The sequence below is a fragment of the Mesocryomonas lacus genome, assembly GCF_055730135.2.
Window position 1 is genome coordinate 177,898 of record NZ_JBUZWE020000001.1, and the last position, 16,426, is coordinate 194,323.

The 16,426-nt window shown below is 66.3% G+C and carries 14 protein-coding genes; 10 read left to right on the forward strand and 4 right to left on the reverse strand.

The window, feature by feature from the left end; genetic code table 11:
- Nucleotides 1-106 precede the first annotated feature (106 nt).
- Nucleotides 107-1,624, forward strand: coding sequence for a sensor domain-containing diguanylate cyclase (locus tag ACZLZY_RS00845; protein WP_472931511.1), 1,518 nt, complete (start codon nucleotides 107-109; stop codon nucleotides 1,622-1,624).
- A 91-nt stretch (nucleotides 1,625-1,715) separates the two neighbouring features.
- Here the strand turns inward: ACZLZY_RS00845 and ACZLZY_RS00850 are convergent, their stop codons facing one another.
- Entirely contained in the window at nucleotides 1,716-2,906 is a 1,191-nt protein-coding gene (locus ACZLZY_RS00850) for an aq_1923 C-terminal domain (RefSeq protein WP_472931512.1), read from the reverse strand.
- 320 nt (nucleotides 2,907-3,226) lie between these two features.
- Between ACZLZY_RS00850 and parC the strand changes: the two genes are divergently transcribed.
- Nucleotides 3,227-5,473 carry a DNA topoisomerase IV subunit A gene (parC, locus tag ACZLZY_RS00855; protein ID WP_472931514.1) on the forward strand — a complete coding sequence of 749 codons (2,247 nt, stop codon included), beginning with the start codon at nucleotides 3,227-3,229 and terminating at the stop codon, nucleotides 5,471-5,473.
- 172 nt (nucleotides 5,474-5,645) lie between these two features.
- Here parC and ACZLZY_RS00860 read toward each other — a convergent pair whose 3' ends face one another.
- Nucleotides 5,646-7,829: a lytic transglycosylase domain-containing protein gene (locus tag ACZLZY_RS00860; RefSeq protein WP_472931515.1), complete on the reverse strand. Its 2,184-nt coding sequence runs from the start codon at nucleotides 7,827-7,829 to the stop codon at nucleotides 5,646-5,648.
- Nucleotides 7,830-8,143: 314 nt separating this feature from the next.
- Here ACZLZY_RS00860 and dapA point away from each other — a divergent pair, with 314 nt between their 5' ends.
- The 3 genes from dapA to ACZLZY_RS00875 all read left to right on the forward strand — a co-directional run bounded on the left by dapA (nucleotide 8,144) and on the right by ACZLZY_RS00875 (nucleotide 10,322).
- A complete protein-coding gene (dapA, locus tag ACZLZY_RS00865; protein ID WP_472931516.1) occupies nucleotides 8,144-9,025 on the forward strand; it encodes a 4-hydroxy-tetrahydrodipicolinate synthase in 882 nt (293 codons plus the stop codon).
- Between the two features lie 138 nt (nucleotides 9,026-9,163).
- Nucleotides 9,164-9,640, forward strand: coding sequence for an SsrA-binding protein SmpB (gene smpB, locus ACZLZY_RS00870; protein ID WP_472931517.1), 477 nt, complete (start codon nucleotides 9,164-9,166; stop codon nucleotides 9,638-9,640).
- 118 nt (nucleotides 9,641-9,758) lie between these two features.
- Nucleotides 9,759-10,322: a peroxiredoxin gene (locus ACZLZY_RS00875; RefSeq protein WP_472931518.1), complete on the forward strand. Its 564-nt coding sequence runs from the start codon at nucleotides 9,759-9,761 to the stop codon at nucleotides 10,320-10,322.
- A 68-nt stretch (nucleotides 10,323-10,390) separates the two neighbouring features.
- Here the strand turns inward: ACZLZY_RS00875 and ACZLZY_RS00880 are convergent, their stop codons facing one another.
- Both ACZLZY_RS00880 and ACZLZY_RS00885 read right to left on the reverse strand, forming a co-directional pair.
- Entirely contained in the window at nucleotides 10,391-11,050 is a 660-nt protein-coding gene (locus ACZLZY_RS00880; RefSeq protein WP_472931519.1) for a uracil-DNA glycosylase, read from the reverse strand.
- On the reverse strand, nucleotides 11,025-11,621 hold the full coding sequence (locus ACZLZY_RS00885) for a LabA-like NYN domain-containing protein (RefSeq protein WP_472931520.1): 597 nt from the start codon (nucleotides 11,619-11,621) through the stop codon (nucleotides 11,025-11,027). Before ACZLZY_RS00885 ends, ACZLZY_RS00880 begins: the two co-directional genes overlap by 26 nt.
- A 301-nt stretch (nucleotides 11,622-11,922) precedes the next feature.
- Here ACZLZY_RS00885 and rpoZ point away from each other — a divergent pair, with 301 nt between their 5' ends.
- The 5 genes from rpoZ (at nucleotide 11,923) to acpS (ending at nucleotide 16,415) form a co-directional block, all read left to right on the forward strand.
- The gene (rpoZ, locus tag ACZLZY_RS00890) at nucleotides 11,923-12,309 is read left to right on the forward strand and encodes a DNA-directed RNA polymerase subunit omega (RefSeq protein ID WP_472931522.1); all 387 of its coding nucleotides are present in this window, start codon (nucleotides 11,923-11,925) and stop codon (nucleotides 12,307-12,309) included.
- Between the two features lie 125 nt (nucleotides 12,310-12,434).
- Nucleotides 12,435-14,657 carry a RelA/SpoT family protein gene (locus tag ACZLZY_RS00895; RefSeq protein ID WP_472931523.1) on the forward strand — a complete coding sequence of 741 codons (2,223 nt, stop codon included), beginning with the start codon at nucleotides 12,435-12,437 and terminating at the stop codon, nucleotides 14,655-14,657.
- Nucleotides 14,658-14,706: 49 nt separating this feature from the next.
- The gene (pyrE, locus tag ACZLZY_RS00900) at nucleotides 14,707-15,285 is read left to right on the forward strand and encodes an orotate phosphoribosyltransferase (protein WP_472931935.1); all 579 of its coding nucleotides are present in this window, start codon (nucleotides 14,707-14,709) and stop codon (nucleotides 15,283-15,285) included.
- A 117-nt stretch (nucleotides 15,286-15,402) separates the two neighbouring features.
- Nucleotides 15,403-15,993, forward strand: a complete 591-nt coding sequence (locus ACZLZY_RS00905; protein WP_472931524.1) for a DUF2062 domain-containing protein — start codon at nucleotides 15,403-15,405, stop codon at nucleotides 15,991-15,993.
- Nucleotides 15,990-16,415, forward strand: coding sequence for a holo-ACP synthase (acpS, locus tag ACZLZY_RS00910; RefSeq protein WP_472931525.1), 426 nt, complete (start codon nucleotides 15,990-15,992; stop codon nucleotides 16,413-16,415). Before ACZLZY_RS00905 ends, acpS begins: the two co-directional genes overlap by 4 nt.
- The last annotated feature ends 11 nt before the right edge of the window (nucleotides 16,416-16,426 follow it).

Genomic DNA, 16,426 nt, shown 5'->3' on the forward strand with positions numbered 1-16,426 from the left:
GCGACCGGAAAGGGTGTGACCGCTTCCTTAACAATAAGGATGATAGTTGTTCAGTGCGCCTTGCTGCGGCGCACAACGGCGACAACAGCGGGTGATGGACAGGGGCATGACGGCATTCCGGCAGGATGAAGGACAGGTGGTGCCCGAGGCACCCGACCTCAGCTTCATGGACATGACGCCGGTGCCCCTGTGGCTGGAGGACTTCTCCAAGGTCCGCGCGCTGTTCGACACCTGGCGCGCGGAGGGCGTCGAGGATCTCGCGGCCTTCCTCGCCGAGGATCTCGACCGTGTCCGGCGCTGCATGGGGCTGATCGAGGTCGTCACCGTGAACCGGCGCACGCTCCAGTTGTTCGGCGCGCGGGATCTGCCGCACCTTGTCGAGAACCTTGCGAAAGTCTTTGCCGACGAGCATCCGGAGGTCCACATCCAGGAGCTTCAGCAACTCTGGAGCGGCGAGACCGACTTCATCAGCCGGGCCGTCAACTACACGCTCTCGGGACGGCGCCTGGACATCCAGCTGAAGGGGCAGATCCTCTCCGGTCACGAACGCGACTGGCGCCGCATCCTCATTGCCACCGAGGACGTCACCGAGCGGGAAGAGGCGCGCCGTCTCGCCGACCTCAGCAAGAATTACGCGCGCGGCCTGTTCGATCATTCGCCGGTGTCGCTCTGGGTCGAGGACTTCTCCTCGGTGAAGAGCCTGATCGAGGGCGTGCGCGACCAGGGCGTCACCGACTTCCGCACCTTCGTCGACGTGCACCCGGAATTCATCACCCGCTGCCTCAGCGAAATCCGCGTCATCGACGTCAACCGCCACACGCTCGAGCTGTTTCGCGCGCCCGACAGGGCAACGCTCTACAAGCGCCTCGGCGACGTCTTTCGCGACGCGATGACGCAACACTTCAAGGAGCAGCTGGTCGACCTCTGGCAAGGCAAGCTGTTCCAGCAGCGCGAGGTGGTGGACTACTCGCTGGATGGCGATGAGCTCTACCTCCACATGCAGTTCTCGGTGCTGCCGGGGCGCGAGCGCGACTGGTCGCAGGTGCAGGTGGCGCTGACCGACATCACCGCGCGCAAGAAGGCCGAGGCCTATCTCGAATATCTCGGCAAGCACGAGGTGCTGACGAAGCTCTTTAACCGCTCCTTCTTCGTCGACGAGATGAACCGTCTCGAGCGCATCGGGCCCTATCCCGTGACCGTCCTCATCGCCGACATGAACGGGCTGAAGACGGTGAACGACGAGCTCGGGCACGCCGCCGGCGACGCCATGCTGCGCCGCGCCGGCGAGGTGCTGAACGAACTGGTGAAGAAGCCGCAGCATGCCTGCCGCATCGGCGGCGACGAGTTCGCCATTCTCATGCCGGGCTGCGACGAGAATGATGGGCAGACGATGATCGAGAACATCGAGAAGCTCGTTGCCGTCAACAACCAGTTCTATACCGGTGGCACGCTCTCCTTCGCCATCGGCGCGGCGACCGCCAAGGCCGGCGAGCGGCTGGAGGAGGCGGTCAAGCGCGCCGATCTCGAAATGTACCGGCAGAAGCGCGAATTCTATTCCACCGAGGCAAGTGACCGGCGGAGCGGGGACGCGCCGAGAAGCCCGGGCATCGGTCTCATCCCCTGACGGTTGGCCGTCCTGTCGGACCCATCAGAATGAAGAAGGCCGCCGCGGATCACCGCGGCGGCCTTCTTCGTTTCAGGTCTGCGTCGGACCTTTACTCGTCGACGCCGTTGGCGACGACGCCGAGCGACAGCACGGTCGGCAGCGTCTGCGGCGCGCCCATGGCGGCACCCATGATCTGCGTGGCGGGGACCGGTGCATCCGGATCGACCGAGATCGTCAGCGACTTCGGATCCTTCAAGAAGGTCGTGACGGCGGTCGTCACCTCGTTCTGGAATTCCGGGTTCTGCAGCGAGGCGAGCACGGCCGGCATCATGCCGCTGATCCCGTCGATCAGCTGCTCCTTGGTCTGCCCGTTCTGCTTGGCGTAGTAGTCGAGCAGCTTGTTGGTCAGCGAATCATCGGTGAAATCGAGCTGCATCGAGGCGATGCTGAGTTGCGAGACGAGGCCGATGATCGCCATGCCGGAGTTCTGGGCGCCGGCCGGATCGGCCGCCATCTGCTCCTGGATCTGCTGCAGCGACTTCGAAAAGGCCGAGGTGTAGCCGTTCAGCTGGAAGGCGAAGGACAGCTTGCCGGCATTCTCGACGGTCAGCTCGAACGGGTCGAGGCTCAGCTCGCCGGTCTTCGGATCCCAGGAGCTGTCGGTCGAGCCATTGCCGCTGAGCTGCGAATAGCCGATCGCCTGCATCGTGCGGGTCGTATCGTCCGCCGGCATTCCGGCGAAGTCGATCATGAAGTCGCCGAGGGTGAACGACGAGGCGATCTCGCCGCTGCCCGCGGTCACCGAATTGGTGATGTCGGTGCCGCTCAGCGAGAACAGGTTGTTGCCGCCCTCGGTGACCTTGACCGACTGGATCGACGCGCTGTCGAAATAGTACTGCGCTTCGCCCGGCAGCTTCGAAACACCCTCGCTGCCGGCGAGCTGCAGGCCCTCGACCACCATGCCGGTGACCGCTGCTTCCTTGCTGCCCTCGGCCTTCTTGAAGTCGGCGAAGGGAACGCGCGCGACGGTCCAGCCCTCGGCGGAAGAGCCGGTGACGCTCTCGAAGGTGATGTCGCCGACATTGGCGGCGTCCGCGCCGGCGCCGAGCGTCACGCCCTTCAAGACGACATTCTCGCCGACCGACTCTGCCCCGGCGAAGTTGATCGGCGCACCGGTCTTGGCGGCGATCGCCTGAAGCCGGTCGGCGAAGGCCTGCGCGTCGGCGGCCAGAACGCTGGTCGAGCCCGCGAGCACGAGCGCGAGGCTGGCGATGAGCCGCTTGGAATGGGTGGCGATCATGGAAAACCTCTACATCGTTTGGGTTGGATGGGCTTCTGGGCGCCGATCGTGTCGGAGTGGCGGCATTGGCACGGCAAATGGCCGTCTGCGGGCAGGCGGCAAGGTTGTAAGGCGAAATCGCCGTCCTGACCATCGCGGCCACTGCGGCTATCGTGGGTTGTCGAACTCCGGAACTGCTGCTTCACCGGACCACCCTCGAACCGTCAAGGCGCGATCCGTCTGCATGGCTAATTCTTTCAAACCGACTTGGCAGCAACCGACGGTGGATATTCGCTGTTCCGTTCTTGTTCTTGTCCGGCCGCTGCTCTAAAGGCGATGGCATGGGCAAGGCAGCGGATCCGCCAGCGGGCGGCGGCGATATCGAACCGGTCGACCTGAAGGTCGCTCTCGAGGAGCGGTACCTCGCCTATGCGCTGTCGACCATCATGGGCCGCGCGCTGCCGGACGTGCGCGATGGGCTGAAGCCGGTGCACCGCCGCATCGTCCACGCCATGCGCGTTCTGCGGCTCGACCCAGGCCAAGGCTACAAGAAGTCGGCGCGCATCGTCGGCGACGTCATGGGCAAGTTCCACCCGCACGGCGACGCCTCGATCTACGACGCGCTGGTGCGGCTCAGCCAGGATTTCGCGATCCGCTACCCGCTGATCGACGGTCAGGGCAATTTCGGCAATATCGACGGCGATAGCGCGGCGGCCATGCGCTACACCGAGGCGCGGATGACCGACGTTGCGATGCTGCTGCTGCGTGGCATCGACGAGAACGCCGTCGACTTCCGCCCGACCTACAACGAGGAGGACCAGGAGCCGATCGTGCTGCCGGGCGCCTTCCCGAACCTCCTCGCCAACGGCTCGGCCGGCATCGCCGTCGGCATGGCGACCTCGATCCCGCCGCATAACGCCGCCGAACTCTGCGAGGCGGCGCTGCGGCTGATCGACAAGCCCGATAGCGACATCGACGATCTCATGCGCTTTGTCGAGGGGCCGGACTTCCCGACCGGCGGCATCATCGTCGACAGCCGGGCCTCGATCCGTGAGGCCTACGCCACCGGTCGCGGCTCGTTCCGGGTGCGCGCCCGCTGGGAGAAGGAAGACCAGGGCAGGGGCGGCTACGTCATCGTCGTCACCGAGATCCCCTACCAGGTGCAGAAGTCGCGGCTGATCGAGAAGATCGCCGACCTCCTGATGGCCAAGAAACTGCCGCTCCTCGGCGACATCCGCGACGAGTCGGCAGAAGATGTGCGCGTCGTCATCGAGCCGAAGAGCCGCGGCGTGCCGCCCGAGCTTCTGATGGAATCGCTGTTCCGCCTCACCGATCTCGAGGCGCGCATTCCGCTGAACATGAACGTCCTCTCCGGCGGCAAGATTCCGCGGGTGATGAGTCTCCGCGACGTCTTGGTCGAGTGGCTGGCGCACCAGCGCGAGGTGCTGCTACGGCGCGCGCGCTTCCGGCTGGACCAGATCGAGCGGCGGCTGGAGATCCTCTCCGGCTACCTCATCGCCTTCCTCAACCTCGACGAGGTCATCCGCATCATCCGGACCGAGGACGAGCCGAAGCCGGTGCTGATCCAGACGTTCACGCTGACCGAGGTACAGGCCGAGGCGATCCTCAACATGCGCCTGCGCTCGCTGCGCAAGCTCGAGGAGTTCGAGCTGAAGCGCGAATACGACGTGCTGGCCGAGGAGAAGGCGGCGAAGGAAGCGCTGCTCGCCTCGCCCGAGCAGCAGTGGTCGGCGATCGCCGGGGAAGTGCGCGAGGTCGGCAAGACCTTCTCGAAGCGCACCAAGCTCGGCAAGCGCCGCACCACCTTCGCCGACGCGCCGGTCCACAATCTCGATGACCTCAACGTCGCCTTCATCGAGCGCGAGCCGGTGACCGTCGTCCTCTCGAAGAAGGGCTTTCTGCGCAGCCTGAAGGGGCACGTCAGCGATCTGTCGACGCTGACCTTCAAGGAAGGCGACGGGCTGAAGCTCGGCTTCCCTGCGCAGACGACGGACAAGATCGTGTTCCTGTCGACCGACGGGCGCGCCTACACGATCGGCGCCGACAAGCTCGCCGGCGGCCGCGGACAGGGCGAGCCGATCCGCCTCGCGTTCGAGCTGGAGGATGCCGCCGACATCGCCCTCGGCTTCGTCTCCGTCGCCAACCGCAACCGCTTGATGGTCTCGTCCGACGGCTACGGCTTCGTGGTGGCGGAGGGCGACATGCTGTCCTCGACCCGCAAGGGCAAGCAGCTCCTGAACCTCGCCGCGCCCGCGACCCTGGTGATGGCGCCGCCGGCCGAGGGCGACACGGTCGCGGTCGTCGGCGAGAACCGCAAGATGATCGTCTTCCCGTTGATCCAGGTGCCGGCCATGGTCCGCGGCAAGGGCGTCCGGCTACAGCGCTACAAGGAGGGCGGCCTCTCGGACCTGCGCGTCTTTACCCTCGCCGACGGCCTCACCTGGCAAGGTGCCGGCGGCCGCAGCTTCACCCGCACGGCGGAAGAGCTGTTCGAATGGCGCACCGACCGGGCGCTGGCGGGGCGGCTGGTGCCGAACGGGTTCCCGAAGAGCAATAAGTTCGGGTAGGCTTCCAAACGTCATTTTCGCGAAGGCTGGCGAGGCCCACCCCCCTCTGCCTGCCGGCATCTCCCCCTCAAGGGGGGAGATCGAGCACGTCACGGTTTCCGGTCACCGATCTCCCCACTTGAGGGGGAGATGCCCGGCAGGGCAGAGGGGGGCAGCTACCCCCGCTGCCTGCTTACCCCCGCCGTCCCATCACAAGATCCCGCTCGATGCTGGCATCGGCACCGAGCCGCATCTTGTAGACCTGGTAGTTCTCCATCACGCGCTGGACGTAGTTGCGTGTCTCGGTGAAGGGGATGCGCTCGACCCAGTCGACGACCTCGTCGATCGACTTGCCGCGGGGGTCGCCGAAGCGCTCGACCCATTCGCGGGCTCGCCGTGGGCCGGCATTGTAGGCGATGAAGGTGAGGACGTAGGAGCCGGAGAAGTTGTCGATCTGCTCGCCGAGGAAGCGCGCGCCGAGCGTTGCGTTGTAGCCGGGGTCGGAGGTCAGCCGGGCGAGCGAGAAGCCGAGGCCGGCCTTGGCGGCAACGGACTTCGCCGTTCCCGGCATCAGCTGGAGGAGGCCGAGCGCGCCGGCGCCGGACCGGGCACCGGGGTTGAACTCGCTCTCCTGCCGCGCGATCGCATAGGCCAGCGCCTTGCCGGAGGCCGAGATGTTGGCGGTCTGCGGGATGACGCCGATCGGGAAGGCGAGCGCCGGCGCATCGACGCCGCGGTTGTTGGCTTGCTTGCCGACCTTCAGCGCCATGTAGTAGTCGCCGCGGCGCTCTGCCATCGCGGCCAGCATCGCCAGCTCGCCCGGGCTGTCCAGCTCGTCGGCAAGCGCGCGGTAGAGGACGTTGGCGCGGCTCTCGAGGTCGAGCTGCTCCAGCCGCTTGATCGCCCGCACCGGCTCGCGGCTCTCGAAGCGCTGGCGCTCGGCGCCGGACGGCTTGGGATAGGACACCTGCTGCGGGCGCGCGCCGATCTTGGCGGTGGCGAGCTGGCCGTAATAGGTGCTGGGGTAGCTCGCCGCACGGCCGTAATACTTCGCGGCATTGCCGGAGCCGGCGGCTTCGGCGGTGCGGCCGAGCCAGTAATAGGCGCGCGACTGCGACAGCGGCCGATTGGACATTTCGGCGATGCGGGCGAAATGCTTGCCGGCGGTGCGGGTGTCTTTCAGGAAGCTGAGGGCGATCCAGCCGGCGTGGAACTCGGCTTCCGCCGCATCGGCGGGATTCTCGGCCGAATGCGCCGAGGCAACGCGGTAGGCGTCCTTGGTGCGGCCGAGGTCGAGGAGATCGCGGGCGACGATGCGCCGCTCGTTCCACCAGGCGTCGGGATCAACCAGCGAGGCACTGTCCTGCGGTGCCGACAGCATGGTCGCGGCAGCCTGCTCGACCTTGCCTTGCTTCCGCAGCACCTCGACCAGGGCGTAGATATAGCCGGGATCGGAGCGCTGGCCGGCGGGAACTGCGGCCAGGAGCTTGCTGGCATTGGCGTCGCCGCGCACCGCAGCGGCGCGGGCGGCGAACAGCCGCTCGGAATTGGCCAGCGTCTTCATTCGCTCGGCGTCGGAGATCCACTCCTTGTAGAGCAGCATGTCCATGCGGCGCTTGTGGTCGGTCCGCGTCAGCAGCGGCCCGAACTGCGTCATGATCCGCCCTTCGAGGTTGCGGTCGAGACGCTCGGTCTGCCAGACGCGGGCGATGATCTTCTTGGCGTCGCCCGGACGGCCGGTCTCGATCAGCGCGCGGGCGATCGCCATGGCGCCTTCCGGCGTCTCCGGCTGGCTGCCGGCGAAGGCGTTGATGACGTTCGAGGCGGGGGGCTGCTCGCGGTAGAGCGCGCGCTCGGAATTGGCGCGCAGCTTCTTCATGCCCGGCCAGCCCTTGAGCTCGGCCGAGGCACGGGCGATGTCGGCGGCCGGCACGTCCTTGCCGCCGTTCAGCGCGATCGCCCAGGTCAGGATCTGGCGGTCGAGCGCGCGGGCGGGCATGCCCTCGCGGATCGAACGCGCCTTGCGCAGATCGCCCGACGAGACCGCCGTGAGGCCGTCCTTCAGCTCGCCATTGATGGCACGGATGTCGCTCGGGCGGGCCGAGATCGCGGAGATCGAGGCCGTGAAGGCGCTGGCGCTGGTGTCGACGTTCTCCGGTGTCGCCGAGGGACGCGGCGCCAGCACTGGGTTGGGCGCGCGGGCCGGGGTTCCGCCAAAGCGGGACGGATCCATCGCGACGCCGCTGTCGCGCCCCATCGGGCGCAGCGTCGGCATCGGACCGGCCGGCGGCAAGGTCTGGGCGACCGCCGCCTCGCAGAGCAGCGTGAGCATCAGCCCCTTGAGGATCAAGCTCTTGGCGAATGCCTGCGCGGTCATGGCAACCTTTCGAAGGGCGATCCTGTCAGGATCGGCCCCATCCCCGGGGGAGTAATGTTATGGTTGGTAAATCTCTCACGGACACGATGAAACAATCGTAAAGGCTTAGATCAAACGAAGGACGGTTTTCCTCGGCCGTCCGCGCGTCGGCTTGTCTCCCCAACGCCCGTTCACTATGATACCGGGCTTCGTGCGGGCGGATGCAGCCTATTTCGTGGCCGATTGGCCGACCGCACGATGACGTTATCTCAGCGACAAACGGGCAGGACGTCCGGCGCGGCGAAAAGCCGACATGACGGACGGCGGGAGTGGGAATGTTCAAGGGTTCAATGCCGGCGTTGGTCACGCCCTTCACTGCTGACGGGTCGCTCGACGAGGCGGCGTTCCGCGCTTTCGTCGAATGGCAGATCGGCGAGGGCTCGCATGGCCTCGTGCCGGTCGGCACCACCGGCGAGAGCCCGACGCTGACGCATGCCGAGCACAAGCATATCGTCGAGCTCTGCGTCGAGGTGTCCAACAAGCGCGTGCCAGTGATCGCCGGCGCTGGCTCGAACAACACGGCCGAGGCGATCGACCTCGCGCAGTTCGCCGAGAAGGCCGGGGCCGACGGCCTGCTGGTGGTCACGCCCTACTACAACAAGCCAAGCCAGAAGGGCCTCTACGCCCATTATTCGGCGATCGCCCAAGCGGTGTCGCTGCCGATCTTCATCTACAACATCCCGCCGCGCTCGGTGATCGACATGTCAGTCGAGACCATGGCGCGGCTGGCGGCGGACTTTCCGAACATCGTCGGCGTCAAGGATGCGACGGCCAAGCTCGACCGCGTCTCGGAGCAGCGCATGCTCTGCGGCAAGGACTTCATTCAGCTTTCCGGCGAGGACGCCACCGCGCTCGGCTTCAACGCGCATGGCGGGTCCGGTTGCATCTCTGTGACGGCCAACGTCGCGCCGCGCCTCTGCGCCGACTTCCAGGCCGCCAGCCTCTCCGGCGATTTCGCCGCGGCGCTGGAAATTCAGGACCGCTTGATGCCGCTGCACAAGGCGATGTTCATCGAGCCGAACCCGGGCGGCCCGAAATACGCGCTGTCGCGCCTCGGGCATATGGCGAACCACCTGCGCTCGCCACTGACGACCATCGACAAGTCGACCGAGGAGGCGATCGACAGCGCGCTTCGCCATGCCGGCCTGCTGAACTAGGTCGGGCCTTTCCGCAAGCGGCCGGTGAGGTTTCGCCGGCCGGGCGCTTGAACTGACGCGCACAATCCTCATTTCGGGGATCACCACAGCCGATGCCCGCCGCCCATGATGGCGGGCGCACAGGATCGTCCGACCCCGATGGCATCGATACCCCTCAGAACCAATTCCGGCATCGTCGCGGAAAACCGCAAGGCGCGGCACAATTACGCGATCATCGACACGCTGGAGACCGGCATCGTCCTGACCGGCACCGAGGTGAAGGCGCTCCGGCTCGGCCGCTCGACCATTGCCGAATCCTACGCGACGGAGGAGGGGGGCGAGCTCTGGCTGATCAACTCCTACGTCCCGGAATATCTGCAGGCCAACCGCAACAACCATGAGCCGCGTCGCCGCCGGAAACTTCTGGTGCGTGCGACGCAGCTGAACCGGCTGGCAGGCGCCATCCAGCGCGACGGCATGACGCTGGTGCCGCTGAAGATCTATTTCAACGATCGCGGCATGGCCAAGCTCGAGCTCGCGGTCGCCAAGGGCAAGAACGCGCCGGACAAGCGCGAGGCCGAGAAGCAGAAGGACTGGAACCGCCAGAAGGAGCGGCTCCTCAAGGACAACCGCTAGCGCAGACTGTCTGCCAGCGGCGTGACGGAAGCCGGCAAGGTCAATCTCGAACGATTGCCGGCTTGCGTTTGCCGGTCTTTTTGCGTTCCATGGAACGAGCGATGCTGGGAGGCTTGCGATGTCCTTTGAAAACACACGACTGCCGGAAGGACTGCCGCCGGCGCAGGATGATGGTGGCGCGCAGCATCTGACGGGGATGCGCCTGCCGCATGTCGTCTTGCCCGCGACGCAAGGCGGCGCCGTCGATCTCGCCCAGCTGCGGGGGACCCTGGTGGTCTTCGCCTATCCCATGACCGGCCGGCCCGGCCATCCCCTGCCTGGCGGATGGGACGAGATTCCCGGTGCCCGCGGGTGCACCCCGCAAGCCTGCGGTTTTCGCGATCTCTTCGCCGAGCTTCGGGCTCTCGGTGTGGCTGGTGTCTTCGGCGTTTCCACCCAGACCACCGCCTACCAGAAGGAGGCGGCCGAACGCCTGCATCTGCCGTTCCCCTTGCTGTCGGATGCGAAGGGCGAGCTGACCGAGATGCTGGATCTTCCGACCTTCGAAGCCGATGGCGACTTGCTGCTCAAGCGGCTGACGCTCGTGGCGCGGGACGGGATGATCGAGAAGGTGTTCTATCCCGTCTTCCCGCCGGACCGGAATGCGGCGGACGTTTCGGACTATCTCGCCAGCCGCCGATAGCCGAGCCGCCGCCGATCACGCCGCTGGCACTGTTCAGCGGCCGAGATGCTCGGCGCCGCTGGCCGCTTTCAGCGGCCGAGGTGCTCGGCGACGCCGCGGAAGACGTCGACGAACATCGCCTCCGTCAGGACCCCGGTATTGGTGTTGTAGCGCGAGCAGTGATAGCTCGACGTCACCCGGATGCCGCCGATCTCGTGCGTACCGCCATGCGAGAACGGCGCGGCTTTCAGCTTCAACCCGAGCGCCCGCACGGTCGACTCATGCGCGATGCGGCCAAGGGTGACGATCGCACGCAGGTTTGGCAGGCCGGAAAGGGTCGGCGTCAGGAACTGCCGGCAGGTGTTGATCTCGAGCGGCACCGGCTTGTTTTGCGGCGGCACGCAGCGAACGGCGTTGATGATCGCCGTCCCGAAGAGCTCTAGCCCGTCGTCCGGGCGGGCCGCGAAACGGTCGTTGGCGAAGCCGAAGCTGTTCAGCGTCTTGTAGAGGAGGTCGCCGGCGAAATCGCCGGTGAACGGCCGTCCGGTCCTGTTGGCACCGCGCACGCCGGGCGCCAGCCCGACGACGAGAAGCTCCACCGCATCGGGGCCGCCGGCGGGAAAGAAGGTGGGGACGGGCGCGTTGTGCCAGCCGGGCTCACGCAGCCGCCACTCCTCACGGAAGGCGACGAGGCGGGGGCAGAGCGGGCAGTCGCGCGACGGCTCAATAATCTTCGTCGGCATCCGCATCCGTATCCGCCTCGGCGCGCCGGGCGAGCCGTGCCTCGCGCTCGGCCGGGCTGCGGCCGATCTCGGTGCGCAGGCTGACGAGATCGATGAAATGATCCGCTTGGCGGCGCAGGTCGTCGGCGATCATCGGCGGGTTGGTCGACAGCGTCGACACCACCGACACCTTCCGGCCCTTGCGCTGCAAAGCCTCGACCAGCGAGCGGAAGTCGCCATCGCCGGAAAACAGCACGAAGTGGTCGACCGTGTCGGACAGCTCCATCGCATCGACTGCCAGCTCGATGTCCATGTTGCCCTTCACCTTGCGCCGACCGCTGGCGTCGGTGAACTCCTTCGCCGGCTTGGTGACGAGGGTGTAGCCGTTATAGTCGAGCCAATCGATCAGCGGGCGGATCGACGAGTATTCCTGATCCTCGAGCAGCGCCGTGTAGTAGTAGGCCCGCAAGAGGTAGCCGCGCTTCTGGAAGGCGGAGAGCAGCTTCTTGTAGTCGATGTCGAAGCCGAGGCTGCGGGAGGCGGCGTAGAGATTGGCGCCGTCAATGAAGAGCGCGATCTTTTCGCGGGAATCGAACATGAACCTCTTTCGAACGGGGACTGAAAAGAGCTGCTTGAAAATCTGTCGCCCGCAGTCGTCCGCTGCAATGCTGGCTCGTTCGGGGCTTGGCCTACGATACGTGCCCGCCAGGCAATTGCCAACGGTGCATATGACGACAGGAAGAACGGTGCGGTAGCGGTGGATAAGCTTTCCAGACCCGCTTTTTGTTTCCAAAGCCGCAGCTCTTTCAAAACCTTCCGCGTTGTGCCCTTGTGCCAGTGGGATGAAACGGTTATGGAGCGCACTTCATAGCTTGCAAAGTCGTTGTTAGGAGACAGGCATGGCCCGCGTCACCGTGGAAGATTGCGTCGATAAGATCGAAAACCGTTTCGAGCTTGTCCTGCTTGCCAGTCATCGCGCCCGCCAGATCGCGCAGGGCCAGCAGATCACCATCGATCGCGACAACGACAAGAATCCCGTCGTCGCGCTGCGCGAGATCGCCGACGAGACGCTGTCGCCGGGCGACCTCAAGGAAGACCTGATCCACTCGCTGCAGAAGCATGTCGAGGTCGACGAGCCGGAGCCGCAGGCACCGCCCGCCGGCGCCATCGACGACAAGAGCGGCGACGACAGCGACGACAACGTCTCGTTCGACCGGATGAACGAGGACGAACTCCTCGCCGGCATCGAAGGCCTCATCGCCCCGGAAAAGAACGACGATTTCTGATGCCGCATCGCAGTCCGGCCTTTCGGTCGGACGCTTTACGTACTTATATGCAAAGGGCGCTTCGCAAGCTGCGAGGCGCCCTTTCTTTTGGCCGATGATCTCCCGAGAGGCCGGTTCCTGATCCCATGATGCGACAATATGAACTCGTCGAGCGCGTGGCGAGCTACAAGCCCGATGTCGATGAGGCGCTTCTCAACCGCGCCTATGTCTACGCCATGCAGAAGCATGGTGCGCAGAAGCGCGCCTCGGGCGACCCCTACTTCTCGCATCCGCTCGAAGTGGCGGCGATCCTCACCAACATGCGCCTCGACGAGGCAACCATCGCCGTCGCGCTGCTACACGACACGATCGAGGACACCGACGCTACCCGCAAGGAGATCGACCACCTCTTCGGCGCCAAGATCGGCCAGCTGGTCGAGGGCCTGACCAAGCTGAAGCGGCTCGACCTTGTCTCGAAGAAGGCCGAGCAGGCGGAGAACCTGCGCAAGCTGCTGCTGGCCATCGCCGACGATATTCGTGTGCTCCTCGTCAAGCTCGCCGACCGGCTGCACAACATGCGCACGCTTGGCCACATGCGCTCCGACAAGCAGGAGCGCATCGCCCAGGAGACGATGGACATCTATGCGCCGCTCGCCGGGCGCATGGGCATGCAGGACATGCGCGAGGAGCTGGAGGACCTGTCCTTCCGCTATGTCAACGGCGAGGCCTACCAGACCATCACCATGCGTCTTGCCGAACTGCGCGACAAACATGCCGGCACCATCGCCAAGATCGAGAGCGATCTGGCCGACCGGCTGCGCGAAAAGGGCATCGACGCCATCGTCAAGGGACGGCAGAAGAAGCCCTATTCGGTGTTCTCCAAGATGCAGCGCAAGGCGCTCTCGCTGGAGCAGCTGTCCGACATCTTCGGCTTCCGGGTGCTCGTGCCCACCGAGGACGACTGCTACCGCACGCTCGGCATCGTCCACCGCACCTGGCCGCTCGTGCCCGGCCGGTTCAAGGACTACATCTCGATCCCCAAGCAGAACGACTACCGCTCGATCCACACCACGATAGTCGGACCGTCCCGCCAGCGCGTCGAGCTGCAGATCCGCACCAAGGAAATGCACCAGATCGCCGAGCAAGGCGTCGCCGCGCACGCGCTCTACAAAGACGGCGCCTTCGCCGAGGAGGGGCATGACGGGCGGGTGGTGCTTTCGGCCGAAAGCAATGCCTATGGCTGGCTCCGGCGCACCATCGATCTTCTGGCCGAGGGCGACAATCCCGAAGAGTTCCTCGAGCACACCAAGCTTGAGCTATTCCAGGACCAGGTGTTCTGCTTCACCCCGAAAGGCCGCCTGATCGCCTTGCCGCGCGGCGCGACGCCGATCGACTTTGCCTATGCCGTGCACACCGACGTCGGCGATACCTGCGTCGGCGCCAAGATCGACGGCCGCATCATGCCGGTGGTGACCGAGCTGACCAATGGCGACGAGGTCGAGATCATCCGCTCCAAGGGCGCGACGCCGCCGGCGTCCTGGGAGACGGTCGCCGTCACCGGCAAGGCGCGCTCGGCGATCCGGCGTGCCACCCGCCTCGCCATCCGCCGGCAGTATGCAGGTCTCGGCCAGCAGATGCTGGCACGCAGCTTCACCCGCTCCGGCAAGACCTTCAGCCGCGAGGGTCTGAAGCCCTATCTCGGCAAGCTCGGGCAGAAGGACGTCGACGATGCGATGGCCGCCGTCGGGCGCGGCGAGCTTGCGGCCGCCGACGTGCTGAAGGCGGTGCATCCGGACTTCCAGGACAGCCGGGTCACCAAGATCTCCAAGCGGACCGACGAGGAGGGCTGGTTCAACCTGCGCACCGGCATCGGCATGATGTTCCGCATTCCGAGCATCGCCGAAGCCGAGAAGCGCGGCCTTGCCATCCCCATCCGCGGCGCCGGCATCGACACGCCCGTGCAGTTCGGGCCGGATGGCGCTGTGCCGGGCGACCGAATCGTCGGCATCCTCGAGCCGGGCAAGGGCATCACCATTTACCCGATTCAGGCGCCAGCGCTGATGGCCTTCGACGACGAGCCGGATCGCTGGGTCGACGTGCGCTGGGAGATCGACGCGGAGATGAACGTCCGCTTTCCCGCCCGCATCCTCGTCGCCGTCTCGAACGAGCCCGGCACGCTTGCCGAGATTGCCGAGACGATCGCCGCGAACGACGCCAATATCCACAGCCTTTCGACCGTCAAGACGGCGCCGGACATCACCACCATGGTCATCGACCTCGAGGTGTGGGACCTCCAGCACCTGACCCGCATCCTCAACCAGCTGCGCGCCAAGACCTGCGTGTCCGAAGCCGTGCGGATGAACGGCTGAGCTTTTCCCCCTTCCGGCCCCGATGGATCCCGAGATGACCGACACCGCGATGACCAGCCAGGACGTGCTCGACGTGTTCCGCGAGGCCGGCGCCTATCTCGAAGGCCATTTCATCCTGACCTCCGGCCTGCGCAGCCCGATCTTCCTGCAGAAGGCGCGCGTCTTCATGCATGCGGACCTGACCGAGAAGCTCTGCCGCGCGCTGGCGGCGCGGATCGCGGCCGAGGTGCCGGGGGACATCGACTACGTCGTCGGCCCTGCCGTCGGCGGGCTGATCCCGGCCTACGAGACGTCGCGCCACCTCAAGGTGCCGGCGATCTGGGTCGAGCGCGAGAACGGCCAGTTCCGCTTGCGCCGCTTCGAGGTGGAGCCGGGCGCGCGCGTCGTGATCGTCGAGGACATCGTCACCACCGGCCTGTCGATCCGCGAGACCATCGTCTGCATGCGCGAGCTCGGCGCCGAGGTCGTGGCGGCGGCTTGCCTGATCGACCGCTCGGCGGGGAAGGCCGATGTCGGCGTGCCGCTGATTGCGCTGGCGGAAGTCGCGGTTCCCGCCTATCCCGCCGACGCCTTGCCACCGGAGCTCGCCGCAATTCCGCCGATCAAACCGGGTAGCCGCTCTCTCTGATCGGGCTGCCGTTTTCTCCGCGAGTCATAGTGGCCCCGAACGTCTTCCGCACGGCGCCGGGACGTCCCATTTACCGAGCATGCAACCCCCGCCGGGCCGGCGCACTGAAGGATCGACATGCTGTTTCGCCGGCGGGAAAAGCTCGGCTTCATCGCCCGGATGCGCAGCCTCTGGCCGCGCCGGTCCTGGAGCCGTTCGCTGCGGTACCTGCAGAAGCGCGTGCTGCGGCTGCGGGCGAGCCCGCATGCGATCGCCGCCGGCTTTGCCGCGGGCATCTTCGCCTCGTTCACGCCCTTCCTTGGCTTCCACATCATCCTCGCCTTCGCCATCGCCTACCTCATCGCCGGCAATCTCGCCGCGGTGGTGCTGGGCTGCACGGTCTGCGGCAATCCTTTGACCTACCCGTTCATCTGGGCCTCGACCTACGAGCTCGGCCGCTACTTCGTGCAAGCGCCGGCGCTCGGTGGCCCGCCGCCGGCATCGCTCGGTCATGCGCTGGAGCACATGAACCTCGCGGCGATCTGGGAGCCGGTGCTGAAGCCGATGCTGATCGGCTCGCTGCCGCTCGGCATCGCGTTCGCGCTGGCCGGCTACGGGCTCGTCTTCGCCACCGCGCGCAGCTTCCAGCAGCGCCGCGCACGCCAGCTGCTGCAGCGGGTCGAGGCGGCCCATGCCGGCCGGGCCGGTGCGGCCGGGGAGGCATCATGATCATCGGCGTCGGCAGCGACCTTATTGACATCCGCCGCATCGAGAAGACGCTGGAGCGCCACGGCGCCCGCTTCATCGACCGCATCTATACGCCGATCGAGAAGGCGAAGTCCGAGCGACGCAACCAGCGCGCGGCCTCCTACGCCAAGCGCTTCGCCGCGAAGGAAGCCTGCGCCAAGGCGCTGGGGACGGGCCTTGCCCAGGGCGTTTTCTGGCGCGACATGGGCGTCGTCAACCTGCCGAGCGGCGCGCCGACTATGGCGCTGAGCGGCGGTGCCGCCGCGCGCCTCGCCAGGCTGATGCCGGCCGGCCATCAGCCGTATATTCACGTGACCATCACCGACGACTACCCGCTCGCCCAAGCCTTCGTGATCATCGAGGCGCGCCCAGGCGCGGCGCCAGCGGCCGGCGCCTTGCCCTGACAAGCCGCTGG

Excerpts from the sequence above, each read along its gene's own strand:
- ACZLZY_RS00895 (WP_472931523.1), top strand. The coding sequence starts at position 12,435 with ATGATGCGACAATATGAACTCGTCGAGCGCGTGGCGAGCTACAAGCCC.
- ACZLZY_RS00905 (WP_472931524.1), top strand. The coding sequence starts at position 15,403 with ATGCTGTTTCGCCGGCGGGAAAAGCTCGGCTTCATCGCCCGGATGCGC.
- acpS (WP_472931525.1), top strand. The coding sequence starts at position 15,990 with ATGATCATCGGCGTCGGCAGCGACCTTATTGACATCCGCCGCATCGAG.
- pyrE (WP_472931935.1), top strand. The coding sequence starts at position 14,707 with ATGACCAGCCAGGACGTGCTCGACGTGTTCCGCGAGGCCGGCGCCTAT.
- ACZLZY_RS00885 (WP_472931520.1), bottom strand. The coding sequence starts at position 11,621 with ATGTTCGATTCCCGCGAAAAGATCGCGCTCTTCATTGACGGCGCCAAT.
- ACZLZY_RS00875 (WP_472931518.1), top strand. The coding sequence starts at position 9,759 with ATGTCCTTTGAAAACACACGACTGCCGGAAGGACTGCCGCCGGCGCAG.
- ACZLZY_RS00850 (WP_472931512.1), bottom strand. The coding sequence starts at position 2,906 with ATGATCGCCACCCATTCCAAGCGGCTCATCGCCAGCCTCGCGCTCGTG.
- parC (WP_472931514.1), top strand. The coding sequence starts at position 3,227 with ATGGGCAAGGCAGCGGATCCGCCAGCGGGCGGCGGCGATATCGAACCG.
- rpoZ (WP_472931522.1), top strand. The coding sequence starts at position 11,923 with ATGGCCCGCGTCACCGTGGAAGATTGCGTCGATAAGATCGAAAACCGT.
- dapA (WP_472931516.1), top strand. The coding sequence starts at position 8,144 with ATGTTCAAGGGTTCAATGCCGGCGTTGGTCACGCCCTTCACTGCTGAC.
- ACZLZY_RS00860 (WP_472931515.1), bottom strand. The coding sequence starts at position 7,829 with ATGACCGCGCAGGCATTCGCCAAGAGCTTGATCCTCAAGGGGCTGATG.
- ACZLZY_RS00880 (WP_472931519.1), bottom strand. The coding sequence starts at position 11,050 with ATGCGGATGCCGACGAAGATTATTGAGCCGTCGCGCGACTGCCCGCTC.
- smpB (WP_472931517.1), top strand. The coding sequence starts at position 9,164 with ATGGCATCGATACCCCTCAGAACCAATTCCGGCATCGTCGCGGAAAAC.
- ACZLZY_RS00845 (WP_472931511.1), top strand. The coding sequence starts at position 107 with ATGACGGCATTCCGGCAGGATGAAGGACAGGTGGTGCCCGAGGCACCC.